The following is a 12,453-nucleotide window of genomic DNA, read 5'->3' as shown; positions in this document are numbered from 1 at the left end:
GGAGGTATGGCGTTCTGGCAGATGCAGCAGGATCGTGAACCGGGTCGAGCGTTCCACCAGTGTCCCGATAGCCGACTTGGAACCGGTCCCGATGATCAGGTCCCCTTCCCAATGACCGGGCACCGCCCGGTCATTGGCCTCGGCCGGGCGCTGGCTGATCGTGAAGGCATCAGCGAAGTGCTTACCCCGACCAGTGGTGTGATCGGTAGTCAGAGGCCGACGGCGTGGCCGTTTCAGGCTCAGGCTGCGATACAGATCCTTGCGCAGCTGCCCCCGGGTTTGGACATATAGGCACTGGTAGATCGTTTCGTGGCTGACCTGCATGCTCTTATCCTCGGGGAAGTCTTGGGCCAAGACCAACGAAATGAGTCTCGGGCTCCAGCCCTGGTCCAACCACCCGGCGATCCGGGCGCAAAGCAGGGGGTTGCCGTGGAGCTTGAATGGTTTTGGCCGGTCCGCTCGGACCCGGGCACGAGAGTGCGCCATCCTGGCGTGGTAAACACCGTTGGCATTGAGGTTGCGTTTGATTTCCCGGCAGATCACCGAGCGGTCCCGGCCGATCAGCCGCCCGATCTCGGCCTGACTCCTGCCAGCCCGTAACCCACACATGATCTCGATCCGTTCATCCAAACTCAGCCGATGCCCAGGCCCGCCGGGCCTGTCCACAGGACCTGGGCGAGCCAGGCCTCCATCGCCGGGACCGCCCACTAGTTTCATGGCACCAGCATCACGCCACCACTTCTCTGCGGTGCTGTTAGCCACGCCCATGAGGCGACCCGCTCCAACAAGAGACACACCGGAACAGACCAAATCGAAGAGCCGGTCTCTGAAGTCCTGGTTGTAGCTGTAAGGGAAAGTTCTGGGCATCACATCGCTCCTGCAAAATCAGGGCGTTGCACTGACCATATGACTCCACCGAACCCAAAGCAGCGTTATCTCCCCGAGGGTCGCGGGCGTTCGGCTCATAAGAGCGTTAACTCCCCGAAGGATGAGCCGGCTCCAGCTCCACGGCCGTCCCGGACCCTCGGAGGCGCCTATGGATCAGCGACGGCCCAGCACAGCGACCAGGAAGTCGGATTCAACGTCGAACGGGCGCAGGTCCCACGTGGAGAACTTCTGCTGCACCGTCAGGCCTACGGAGGAAGCATCTTCGAAGAACGTGCCGAAGTCGTAGCCGCGTCCGGCACCGAAGCCGACGACGATCCGCCCGTTTGGCGCCAGATGCTGCTTCATGTGTTCCAGGGCGTCCGGCGCGGTGCCCGGAGCCAGGAACGCCATGACGTTTCCGGCGCTGACGATCAGGTCGAACGGCTCGGAGATTCCCTGCGCGGGCAGGTCCAGCTCGGTGAGGTCCATGGTGAACCAGGGCAGGTCCGGGAAGTCCTTCTTCGCGGCGGCAATCAGTTCCGGGTCAACGTCTACACCGACGACGTCGTGTCCCCGCCGCGCGAGTTCTCCGCCCACACGGCCCGGGCCGCATCCGGCGTCGAGGATCCTGGCTCCGCGCGGCAGCATCGCGTCCACCAACCGGGCTTCACCGGCCAGATCGGTGCCGTCCTCGCGCATCTTTTCGAAGCGTTCGATGTACCAGGCTGAATGCTCCGGGTTCTGGCGTTTTTTGGCTTCCCACAGGGTTTCTTTGCGCACCCCTCCAGCCTACGGGTCCCGGCACTGGGGTGCCGGCCAGCAGAGCGCGGTGCCTGAAGGACCCACCCAGCGCGCAGCTGCCTGACCGTACCGTGCCGCCGCAGCCATGGTGGGCGGCTGCCTGGTGAGTGCTTAGACGCCGTTAATGCGGATCTGGTTGCCGGCGGGGTCGCGGAAGGCACAGTCGCGGATGCCGTAGGGCTGATCGGTGGGTTCCTGGATCACCTCGGCGCCGGCGGACATCACGCTGTCGAAGGCCGCATCGACGTCGGCTGAGGACAGGACCAGGGTGGCAAAAGTCCCCTTGGCCATCATCTCGGCGATCATGCGGGACTCTTCGTCCGTTATTGCCGGGTCCGCCGTCGGCGGATAGAGCACCACGGAGACTTCCGGCTGGTCCGGCGGGCCCACGGTGATCCACCGCATTCCCTCGTAGCCGACGTCGTTCCGCACCTCGAAGCCTAAGGCATCACGGTAGAAGGCGAGCGACTCGTCCGGATCGGTCTGAGGCAGGAAACTGTTCTGGATGTTCAGGTTCATACGGGCAACGCTAGCTACCGTTCCGCGGCGTGCGCTTCTCGATTCCTGACCGGCTTGGACACGTTTTTTGCCACGCAGGACGGAATGCCTTTGGTTGCGTCCGCCTGCTCGCGACGATAGGTGCTCGGCGGGACGCCAACCAGTTCGGTGAAGCGGGTGCTGAAGGTACCAAGCGAGGAACAGCCGACGGCGAAACACACCTCGGTGACGGACAGGTCCCCGCGGCGCAGCAGCGCCATGGCCCGTTCGATCCGACGGGTCATCAGATAGGAATAGGGTGCTTCGCCAAAAGCCCGCTTGAACTCGCGGCTCAGGTGGCCGGAGGACATGTGGGCATCGCGTGCGAGCGCGTCGACGTTGAGCGGCTGCGCGTATTCCCGGTCGATCCGGTCCCGTACCCGGCGCAGGACGGCCAGGTCTCGCAGTCGCTGTTCGGTAGCTCCGCGGCTGGACATGCCGTCACCGTAGCGGCGGGTTGTGTCCGGCACCAGACGTATCCCAAAGTCGAGCGTCCTGGTCCGGCTTGTGGTCCGGCGTCGTTCCCTGCGCCGCGGGACATCACCGCTGTTTTGGCACCGGCTCAGTCATATTTCCCTCCGTTGCGGGACATCCCTGCCGGTTTGGGTCTTCCCTGCGCGGCGCCGTGTCAGGAATGTCCCCAAACGGCAGGGAAAAACACAAAGCGCAGGAAAACCACCCGGGCCATTTGCAGCACCCGCCGCAACGCTGGCCACTTGGCAGGGACGGCCTCCTGGCAGGGCCATCTGGCGACCCCGGCCGTTCGGCAGCACCCCCCAAACAGGCGCAGCACCGTCATCTGGCAGGGCCGGCGGTTCGACAGCCTCAGCCACACAGGCGCAGGGCCCGCAGGGCCATATGGCAGAGCCGACCATTGGACAGCACCCGCCAGGCAGAAGCAGCACCGGCGCCGCTTACCCGTCAGGGCACCCGCTTACCCGGCAGGCGGAAGGGCGGGCTTCCTTCTCCACCGGAACAGGAGATGCAGCAGCCCGACGAAGAGGGCATTCCCGGCAAGGGTCCCGACGGCGACCAGCACCGCACCGATTGCCCACAGCCCGGAGTCATCCGTCAGTGCAGCGCTCAGGATCCATGACGCCGTGAACGCCGCAGGCATGATCAGGATGACGGCGGACGGCTTCAGCACCTCCGTGCCGAGCCAGGCGAGGAACGCCCAGGAAATAAGGCAGGACCGGACCTGCCACCACTCATACGGCCCGGACGACGAACCGGTTACCGGATCAATGTCCCGCTGGGTGTCCCACCCGAACCAGCCCCACCAGAGTCCGGCGCTGAGCACGGCGAGGGCAATCATCGCCAGGGCCGTTCGCCGGCGGCTCCTGCCGACCGAGTCCATCCGGTCCTGCCACTTCGAGCCGGGAGCAGCTTCGGTCTGCGCCTTTGCCTGAGACTGCTCAATGTCCATCTTCTGCCTGCTCTCTCGCCCGCCCCATCGTGGGGTGTCCCTTTCCAAACTACCTAGCCGCAGGTATGTTCAGCGCCATGGGCGATCCTTTTCTGTCATTCTCCGAGGCATGGTCGCAACGTGCTGAACGTCTGGGCGGGCACGCGGGGCCCTCCTGGGCACCGGTATGCGCAGCCGTGGCCTTGGCAGCCTTCCTCACCTCCACTGCCCTGGTCATGACGGGTGCCCTGCTTTGGCCCGGCGCTGAAGTCTTCCAGCTCATCGCTTCGGTGTTCCTCGGCCCGCTCGCCTTGACCTTCGCCGTCCTGGTGCTGTGGTTCCGTTCCGGCGGAATATCCGCTCCGGCGGCGTTGATCACCGCGGTGCTGACAATTCCTGCCCTGGCGCTGGCTGCCCTGGCACTGGCCAGCTGGTCAGCCGGTTTTGCGGTCGCGGATGCCGGCGGAGTGTTCACCTGGTTCGAAGCCTTATCCTTGCCGCTCGGCGGCGCAGCATGGATTGCCGGAACGGCAGCCCTCATCCCTCCTGTAAGTTGCCTGCTGCGGCTTCGATCCGACTACGCCCGCACTGCAAAGATTGTCCTGCTCGCGGCCGTGGCGGCACTCGCACTGGGACTCCTTTATGTCACGGTGCTTCCCGCCGGACCGCTCGCCGCCGCTGCAGTACTCTTCCTCGCGCTTCGGTCAGGCCAGGACAAGGAAGGCCAGGACAGGGAGAGCCAGGCCAGGGAGAGCCATGGACCGGACGCGCACCGCACGGAAGGTGCAGTCCGGGGCAGTAATTCGCAGGATCTCCTTCACCCCGTGGCGGCACGGCCCGAACCGGTTCCGGTATCCCGCGCCGTGCGGACCTCCGTAGCCGGGATCGCGGCGGCCACCCTCCTCATTGGGCTGCTGAGCGCCTGGTTCGCCCTGTTTGGCAGCGGCACGTCCCTGGCAGGGAATTCAACGGAAGCCATGAACCTGGGTCTGGCCGCCGGTGCCCTCAACGCCATTCCGGTAGTCCTGGCCCTGGGCATGGTCCTCGTTCCGCGTTTCGGCCGGGTCCTTACGGGGTCGGCGGTGCTGGCGAGCGCTGGCCTCGCCACGGAGTCAGCGGCCCAGCTGGCCGGCGCCGGGCATCCGGTCCAGTGGCCGCTGACCGTGGCTGCGGGACTTCTGCTCGGCGTCGCGCTCGTGTTGCCGTTTGCACGGCTCATACCGGGTTCGACGGCGGTTCGCGTCTGCGCGACCGCGGCAGCTGGACTGGCTGCAGCATTTGTGGGCCTGAACGTTGTGGCTGCTGCGGGCTTTATCGCACCCATAGTGGCGGGGGCGCTGCTGGTCTGGTGTTTCGCTCGGCCTTCGCAGAGCCCGGCTGTCCTTCAGGGCGCATAATACCCACGCCGAAAGCGTCTCAGGCACTCTCCCGCATTTGCTCCCGCCGGAAACTCCACCACTGATACAGACCGTAGACGCCGATGGAAAACAGAAATATCACGGCGATTGTCCTCCACCAGGTGAAGGGGTCGAAGACGCCAAACAGCACGGCCAGAAGAATGGTCGAAACGCTCATCAGCGGATGTGGGATCCGGTCTTCCTTCCGGTACGGGCGGCCGCCGTTTCGCATAGTCTGTCCTCCCCGTCGGCAACGTTCGGACCACCCTACGCCACCCGGTGACCACGGAGCTGTTCTAAGGCACACTAGGTCGCGTGAGCTCAATTCCCTGGGTACTGCACGTTGACCTCGACCAGTTCATCGCCGCGGTCGAGGTACTGCGGCGCCCTGAGCTGGCCGGCAAACCGATCATCGTCGGCGGCCGCGGCGATCCCACCGAGCGGGCCGTGGTCTCCACCGCGTCCTATGAAGCCCGCGCCTTCGGAGTCGGTTCCGGCATGCCGCTGCGCATCGCGGCCCGCAAAGTGCCCGACGCCGTCCTGCTCCCGGTGGATGCCGAAGCCTACCTCGCGGCGTCGGACGAGGTGATGGCCACCCTGCGCGCCCAGCCCGGCGCCGTCGTGCAGGTCCTTGGCTGGGACGAAGCGTTCGTTGGCGTCAACACAGAGGACCCGGAAGCCTATGCCCGGCAGCTCCAGGCCGCCGTGCTTGAACGGACGCAGCTGCACTGCAGCGTGGGCGTGGGCGACACCCTTGTCCGGGCCAAGAACGCCACCGACTTCGGGAAACCTGCCGGCGTCTTCCGGCTCACGGCAGAGAACTGGCTCACCGTGATGGGAGCCAAACCCACGAAGGAACTGTGGGGCGTTGGCAACAAGATCTCCGCCAGGCTGGCGAAGCTCGGGATCAAGACCGTCGATGAGCTGGCAGCGGCTGACCCGCAGTCGCTGGTCCCGGAGTTTGGGCCGAAAATGGGCCCCTGGTATGCCTCGCTTGGACGTGGGGACGGATCCAGTACCGTCGATGACACACCGTGGGTGGCGCGCGGCCACAGCCGCGAGACCACATTCCAGACCAACCTCACCGAGCCGGACCAGGTGAACGACGCCGTTTCACAGCTGGCTGCCGAGGTCCTGAAGGATGTGGAAGCCGAGGGGAGGCCGGTTGTTGGCCTAACCCTGAAGGTCCGCTACGCCCCGTTCACCACCAAGACCCACGCCCGCAAAATCCCCGAGACCTTCGACCGGGGAGACGTGCTGGCGCGGGCGCTGGATCTGGCAGGGAATATTGAGCCGGGCCGCCCCGTCCGCCTGCTGGGCCTGCGGGCGGAAATGACAATGCCCGACGACGCCCGGCAGGGACACACGCCTACACGCGGCGGGTGGTGAAGCCCGCCGCGCGCCGGAAGCAGTAGGTCATTCCCCTACTTGGATCAGGATCTTGCCAATGGTGCCGTTCTCCACCGCGTCGTGGGCGGCGGCGGTTCCCTCCAGCGGGAACCAGGTCAGTGGAAGGCCCGCTTCCTCACCCACCGGAAGTGCGCCGTCCTGCAGTGCAGCGGTGATGTCTTCCACCGCGGCCAGATGTGCCGCTTCGCCAACCGTGTAGACGAGCACACCCTGCCAGCGGACGTTCTTGGCGAAGCTGGCCACGATCGGCACGGTGAATTCCTCGCCGTTGTTGTTCGCGTAGTAGGCGACGCTGCCGTGGTTGGCGATCACCTCGACGTCGAGTGCCGCGTTCTGCGCCGGCGAGACCTCCACGATGTGGTCGACGCCGTCGGGTGCGATTTCGCGGATGCGGTCGGCTTCCGCGGCGTCGGGGTAGCGGACGATGTGGTGGGCTCCGGCGGCGCGGGCCAGCTCCGCCTTCTCGTCGCTGCTGACCGTGGCAATTACAGTGGCCCCGGCCCAAACGGCCAGCTGAATAGCAGCATGGCCCACCGCCCCGGCTCCGCCCTGGACCAGCACGGTCCGGTCGGCGAGGGCTCCGGGTGCCAGCCGGAGGGGACCGGCTTCATGCACGGTGAGTGCGCGGTGCGCGGTCATGGCCGGTACACCCAGGCTGGCAGCGACGTCGAACCCAATACCTTCCGGCAGCGGAACCGCGCGCTCGGCGGGAAGGACGGCGAATTCCTGCGCCGTGCCGGTGGGCCGGCCGTGTGCCGCGAGGTACACCCAGACCCGGTCCCCGGGCTGCAGGCCGTCCACCCCCTCGCCTACGGCGTCGATGATGCCGGCGCCGTCCTGGTTCGGCACCACTTCGGGAAAGGGAACACTGCCGGCACGGGCTTTCCAGTCCGTAGGGTTCACCCCGGACACGGCTATGCGGACCCGCACTTCACCGGGACCGGGATCGGCAACCTCACGCTCGGCGAGGGAGAGGACAGAGGACGCTCCGGGCTCGGAGTAGACGATTGCTTTCATAGGGGAATCCAAGCAGAACAGTCTGTGATCTATTCCCCAGAGCAGCCGATCCACGCACCCCGGGACCCGATTTCTGTCTGAACGGCAGGTGGCTCACAGCTGAACGATTGTTGAACCAAAGGAAAAAGGGCACTAAGATGCCTTGGACCGAGAACGGCCAATTGTCAAGAGGCTCGGTGAAATCCCCGAATCAGGAATGTGAGGACTGCTGTGGCTGGACGGCTTAGCTCCGCAACGCGCCGCAGCGCCGCCATCGCGGGCCAGATCCTGGTCTACGTCCTGCTCTGGGCCGGCCTGGTGATGCTGGGCGCCGCCGGCGTCATCCACTTCAACTGGGGCCGGATCTCCGTAGGCCAGATGCTCCTGAACCTGATGTCCGTGGAACCTGACGGCGGGGGCGGATCAATTGTCTGGACCGCCATCCTCTGGATCGGCGTTGTCCCCGTAGTCATCACCCTGGCGGCATTCCTCTGGCAGCGGCACCGCCGCCGCAGCCGCCGGGTAAACGGCGGTCATCTGCACGCCCCGCGTCCGAATTGGATCGTGCGTGTTGTGGCCACATTCCTGGTCTCCGCCGTTGTGGTCGGCGGCACCACCGCGTTCGCCACTACGGTCAGCCTCCCGGATTACATCAAGGCAGCCACCTCCAAGTACGACGTCGGCGACTACTACGCGAAACCGTCCGTTAGCGCCGGGGAAAACAAGCGCAACCTGGTGCTGGTCTACCTGGAGTCCGGCGAACAGACGCTGGCCGATGACGAGCTGTTCGAGAAGGACGCTTTTGTCCCCCTGAAGGAAGCCACCACTGCCGACAAGGGCTGGCAGGCCATCGAGGACTTCCAGCAGTACAAGGGCGGCGGCTGGACCATGGCCGGGATCGTCTCCACCCAGTGCGGCATTCCGCTTAAGGGAACCGGACTCGGCGGCGGCAACAGCAGCTCCGGCACGGACGCCCGGAACGTGGGTGACGGCGACGTGGACACCTACCTGGGCGGTACCACCTGCCTGGGCGACATCCTGCAGGACAACGGTTACACCAACGTCTTTATGGGCGGCGCCAGCTCAACCTTTGCTGCCAAGAAGACCTTCCTCACCGGACACGGCTACTCCGAGGTGCTCGGCCTGGCGGACTGGCGGGCAGCGGGCGAGGCCGAAAAAGACTTCCGCCCGGACTGGGGCCTCAGCGACGAGCGCCTGATGGCGAACGCCAAGGACAAGGTCGATGAACTGCACGCCAACGCGGAGCAGACCGGCCAGCCGTTCAACCTCTCCGTCCTCACCCTGGACACGCACGAACCCGTGCACATTTACGACTACTGCACCGTGGACACCGAGAACGTGGTCACGTCCGCGTTCCACTGCTCCATGATCCAGGTAGCCGACTTCGTGAACCATATGGAGGCCCAGGGCTACCTGGAGGACACTGCCGTGGTCATCATGGGCGACCACCTCAAGCACATGAGCGCCGGCGATGCCTTCCACGAGCAGCTCGACCACCACGCAAACCGCACCATCTTCAACCGCATCTGGGTCCCGGGCGGTACGGAGACCGAGCCGCGTGCCGGCGTCGACCAGCTGAGCATGTTCCCCACCATCCTCGAAGCCGCGGGCCTCACCGTAAAGGACCGCGAAGCCGGGCTGGGCGTCTCCGCCTACTCCTCCGTAATCCCGAAGGACTCCGCGCAGGCCCTGGAACCTGACCTGTACGCGGACCTGCTGGACTCCAACTCCGCGCGTTTCTTCGCCGGAGCCTGGGCCGGCGAAGCGCTGGCACGCTAACACCGCACTGCCCGACGGCGGCGCACGGGTGCCGCCGCTTGGCCGGCGCTGGCTGGCACCGGAGCGGCACCAACCGCCCAAACATCTGCTTACCTCATCTGCCCAAAGGGGTGGTACCGCCCGCAGTCCAGGTGGACCATGGATGTACCGGCCGGGACTTCCCGACGCCCCGGCACCCGATTGGAAGGGGAATCCCCGTGGCAGATATCGGTGGCATGGCGGACAAGGCCAAAGAAGCGGCACAGGACAACCCTGAGAAGGTTGACCAGGCCAAGGACAAGATCAAGGACACGGTCGACGGCAACAAGGACGACCAGAAGTAAACACCAGCAGTTCCGGAGCCGGGCCTCCCATGCGGGCGGCCCGGCTTTCTGCTGCCCACTCCCGGCGCCGGTCAACGGCCGCTTGACCCTGCCTGTAGGGTTCGGAGTCAGGAACCTCTTCGGTTCCGTTACAGGAGCGAACATGTCAGACAAGTCCCCGCGCCAATCAGCATCCGCCAAGTCCAGCAAGTCCATCAAGGAAAAGCGTGCCGATAAGAGGGCTGCGGCAGCGTCGCCCAGCCCCACCGAGAAAGCCACCGGCACCCAGGCCGCAAGCCGCAAAAAGTGAGCGCCCCTTCGAACGCTCTCACGCTGGGCATTCTCGCCAGCACACGCAAACCAGCTGAGCGGCGGCTGGCAATCCACCCGCTGCATGTTGAGCGGATCGACCCCGGGCCCCGGCAGCGGCTCATCCTCGAAGAAGGTTACGGGGAAACGTTCGGCGTCTCAGATGATTTCCTGAAGCCCCTCGTGGGAGCGATGCTTCCACGCACGCAGCTGCTGGCGGAGGCCGACGTCGTCCTCCTGCCGAAGCCGCAGCCGGAGGACCTGGCCGAGTTCCGGGACGGCCAGACGCTCTGGGGCTGGCCGCACTGCGTGCAGGACCGGGCCGTTACCCAGCTGGCCATCGACAAGAAGCTGACCCTGATTGCCTTTGAGGCGATGAACCACTGGAAAAGCGACGGCGGCTTTGGGCTCCACGTTTTCCACAAGAACAATGAGCTGGCCGGCTACAGTTCCGTGCTCCATGCCCTGGCGCTGACCGGGTCCACTGGCGACTACGGGCGGCGGCTGAGCGCCGTCGTCATCGGTTTCGGTGCCACCGCCCGCGGCGCCGTCACCGCCCTGAACGCCCACGGCATCCACGACGTCCAGGTGCTGACCAACCGCGATGTCGCTGCTGTTGGCTCCCCGATCCACTCGGCGCGGATCATCCAGTTCGACCATGATCCGCAGGCACCGTTCCTCAGTGAAGTCATTACCGAAGACGGCCGGGTGCCGCTGGCCCCGTTCCTCGCCGAAAGCGACATTGTGGTCAACTGCACCCTTCAGGATCCCAACGCACCGCTGACGTACCTGAGTACCGGGGACCTGGCGGCTTTTCGGGCCGGAAGCCTGATCGTGGACGTCTCCTGCGACGAGGGCATGGGCTTCGAGTGGGCAAAATCCACCAGCTTCGCGGAGCCGATGTTTGAGGTCGGGGAGCGCATCAACTACTACGCGGTTGACCACAGTCCGTCCTACCTCTGGAACTCCGCCAGCTGGGAAATCAGTGAGGCGCTGCTTCCGTTCCTGGAGACTGTTCTTTCCGGACCGGAGGCATGGCAGGGCAATGAGACCATCCGGAAAGCCATCGAAATCCAGGACGGCGTCATCCGGAACAAGGATGTGCTGCAGTTCCAGCAGCGCGGGGCCGCCTACCCGCATTTGCCGCTGGGCTAGGAAAGCACCGGCTCAGGCCGGAGCGCCGCCCGGAAGCCCGGTGCGCTGGTCGGCGAGGATCATGCGCCGGGCGATGATCGATCCGACGAGCGAGATCAGGGCGACGGTCAGCAGCAGGAGGGCGGGACCGATGGAGGATCCGCCCGTCAGGGTGAGGATCCAGGCCGCCAGCGCCGGCATAAAACCGGCAATGATCCCGGCGATGTTCGCCGAGAGTGCAATGCCGGAATAGCGCAGCCGAACCGGGAACAGCTGCGTCAGGGTTGTGCCGAGGGCTGCGTAGGAAATGGATCCCAGGCCCAGGGCCAGGAACATTGCTGCGCTGATCGCCAGTGACTGCCGGGTATCCACGAGCCAGAAAATCGGGAAGGCCGTCACCACGCTGACTGCGTACCCGATGATGAGCATCCTCGACGGGGTGAAGCGGTCAGAGATCTTCCCGATGATCGTCGTGACGATGAGCTGGGCAACAGCACCCCAGGAAATGGACGTCAGGATCACGGTCGCCTCCAGCTCCAGCGTTCCGGTGACGTAGCTGATCATGAATGTGGTGAGCAGGAAGAACCCGGCATTGTTCATCAGGTAGGCGCAGATTCCGACGATTAGCCGGGCCGGAGCCTCGGCAAGCAGCCGCAGGAACGGTACTTTCTCGTGGGCAGCTGCCGTGCCTGACGCGGCCCGGTAGTCGATGGTCTCGTTCACCCGCAGGCGCAGCCAGACGCCCACCCCCACAAGGACGATCGACACCAGGTAGGGAATGCGCCAGCCCCATTCAAGGAACTGCGGTCCGGTCAAAGCGACGACGGCGGCAACGATGAGCGTGGACAGCAGGGTTCCGGTGGGTGAACCGAGCTGCACGACGGCGCCGTAAAAGCCCCGCTTGTGCGCCGGCGCGGATTCGACGGCCATCAGGGTCGCTCCGCCCCATTCGCCGCCTGCCGCGATGCCCTGCACAAAACGCAGGATGGTCAGCAGGATCGGGGCCACAATGCCCGCGGTCTCGAACGTGGGCAGCACACCAATCAGCGTGGACGCCACGCCCATCAGGACGATGGTGAGGACGAGGATGCCCTTCCTGCCCAGCCGGTCCCCGAAGTGGCCAAAAACCAGAGCGCCAAGCGGGCGGCCGATGAACCCCACACCGAAGGTCAAAAAGGACTGGATCGTTTGCAGGGCAGGATCATCTCCGCCGAAGAACAGGGGCGCAAAAACAATCGATGCCGTGGTTCCGAAGAGGAAGAAGTCGTACCACTCCAGGGATGTGCCGACGTAGGAGCTGACGACTGCACGGCGGGCCTGTTTCTCCTGTTCAGGACTGAATTCCGCGGGCGCGCCGGCGTCGTTCAGTTCCCTGGAGGTCCTCCGTGAAGGCGGGGCACCGGCGTCGTCGGGAACCTTGCGTGAGTCCATGATCGTCTCTCCTGGTTCGCTGCGGAAAAGCTCCTGTTGGTAACGCATACTGGGACTCTTCGTC

14 protein-coding genes are annotated in these 12,453 nt (G+C 65.3%); 6 read left to right on the top strand and 8 right to left on the bottom strand.

The window, feature by feature from the left end; translation table 11 throughout:
- The 5 genes from AO716_RS17570 to AO716_RS09755 form a co-directional block, all read right to left on the bottom strand.
- Positions 1–717, bottom strand: a 717-nt coding sequence (locus AO716_RS17570; RefSeq protein WP_268753590.1) for an IS30 family transposase, incomplete at its 3' end; no start/stop codon positions are given.
- A 324-nt stretch (positions 718–1,041) separates the two neighbouring features.
- A complete protein-coding gene (locus tag AO716_RS09770) occupies positions 1,042–1,647 on the bottom strand; it encodes a class I SAM-dependent methyltransferase (RefSeq protein WP_055240697.1) in 606 nt (201 codons plus the stop codon).
- A gap of 132 nt (positions 1,648–1,779) precedes the next feature.
- Entirely contained in the window at positions 1,780–2,187 is a 408-nt protein-coding gene (locus AO716_RS09765; protein ID WP_055240696.1) for a VOC family protein, read from the bottom strand.
- A 14-nt stretch (positions 2,188–2,201) separates the two neighbouring features.
- On the bottom strand, positions 2,202–2,642 hold the full coding sequence (locus AO716_RS09760; protein WP_055242095.1) for a helix-turn-helix transcriptional regulator: 441 nt from the start codon (positions 2,640–2,642) through the stop codon (positions 2,202–2,204).
- A 497-nt stretch (positions 2,643–3,139) separates the two neighbouring features.
- A complete protein-coding gene (locus tag AO716_RS09755; protein ID WP_055240695.1) occupies positions 3,140–3,631 on the bottom strand; it encodes a hypothetical protein in 492 nt (163 codons plus the stop codon).
- 77 nt (positions 3,632–3,708) lie between these two features.
- On the opposite strand from AO716_RS09755, the gene AO716_RS09750 reads away from it, so the two are divergent.
- A complete protein-coding gene (locus tag AO716_RS09750) occupies positions 3,709–5,007 on the top strand; it encodes a hypothetical protein (protein ID WP_152969936.1) in 1,299 nt (432 codons plus the stop codon).
- Positions 5,008–5,026: 19 nt separating this feature from the next.
- Here AO716_RS09750 and AO716_RS17275 read toward each other — a convergent pair whose 3' ends face one another.
- Positions 5,027–5,239, bottom strand: coding sequence for a hypothetical protein (locus AO716_RS17275; protein WP_152969935.1), 213 nt, complete (start codon positions 5,237–5,239; stop codon positions 5,027–5,029).
- 83 nt (positions 5,240–5,322) lie between these two features.
- Here AO716_RS17275 and AO716_RS09745 point away from each other — a divergent pair, with 83 nt between their 5' ends.
- Positions 5,323–6,396, top strand: coding sequence for a DNA polymerase IV (locus AO716_RS09745; protein ID WP_055240693.1), 1,074 nt, complete (start codon positions 5,323–5,325; stop codon positions 6,394–6,396).
- A 27-nt stretch (positions 6,397–6,423) separates the two neighbouring features.
- Here AO716_RS09745 and AO716_RS09740 read toward each other — a convergent pair whose 3' ends face one another.
- The gene (locus tag AO716_RS09740; RefSeq protein WP_055240692.1) at positions 6,424–7,434 is read right to left on the bottom strand and encodes an NADPH:quinone reductase; all 1,011 of its coding nucleotides are present in this window, start codon (positions 7,432–7,434) and stop codon (positions 6,424–6,426) included.
- A gap of 198 nt (positions 7,435–7,632) precedes the next feature.
- On the opposite strand from AO716_RS09740, the gene AO716_RS09735 reads away from it, so the two are divergent.
- The 4 genes from AO716_RS09735 to AO716_RS09730 all read left to right on the top strand — a co-directional run bounded on the left by AO716_RS09735 (position 7,633) and on the right by AO716_RS09730 (position 10,979).
- Positions 7,633–9,213, top strand: coding sequence for an LTA synthase family protein (locus AO716_RS09735; RefSeq protein WP_235472053.1), 1,581 nt, complete (start codon positions 7,633–7,635; stop codon positions 9,211–9,213).
- Positions 9,214–9,410: 197 nt separating this feature from the next.
- Positions 9,411–9,536 carry a hypothetical protein gene (locus AO716_RS17830; protein ID WP_268235039.1) on the top strand — a complete coding sequence of 42 codons (126 nt, stop codon included), beginning with the start codon at positions 9,411–9,413 and terminating at the stop codon, positions 9,534–9,536.
- A 142-nt stretch (positions 9,537–9,678) separates the two neighbouring features.
- Positions 9,679–9,825, top strand: coding sequence for a hypothetical protein (locus AO716_RS17565; RefSeq protein WP_200907612.1), 147 nt, complete (start codon positions 9,679–9,681; stop codon positions 9,823–9,825).
- On the top strand, positions 9,822–10,979 hold the full coding sequence (locus AO716_RS09730; protein WP_055240690.1) for a N(5)-(carboxyethyl)ornithine synthase: 1,158 nt from the start codon (positions 9,822–9,824) through the stop codon (positions 10,977–10,979). Before AO716_RS17565 ends, AO716_RS09730 begins: the two co-directional genes overlap by 4 nt.
- 12 nt (positions 10,980–10,991) lie before the next feature.
- On the opposite strand, the gene AO716_RS09725 is transcribed toward AO716_RS09730, so the two are convergent.
- Positions 10,992–12,437, bottom strand: coding sequence for an MFS transporter (locus AO716_RS09725; RefSeq protein WP_235472052.1), 1,446 nt, complete (start codon positions 12,435–12,437; stop codon positions 10,992–10,994).
- Positions 12,438–12,453 lie beyond the last annotated feature (16 nt).

This window comes from Arthrobacter sp. Edens01 (assembly GCF_001307035.1).
Classification (GTDB): domain Bacteria; phylum Actinomycetota; class Actinomycetes; order Actinomycetales; family Micrococcaceae; genus Arthrobacter_B.
This window is presented reverse-complemented; position numbering and strand designations above follow the sequence as displayed.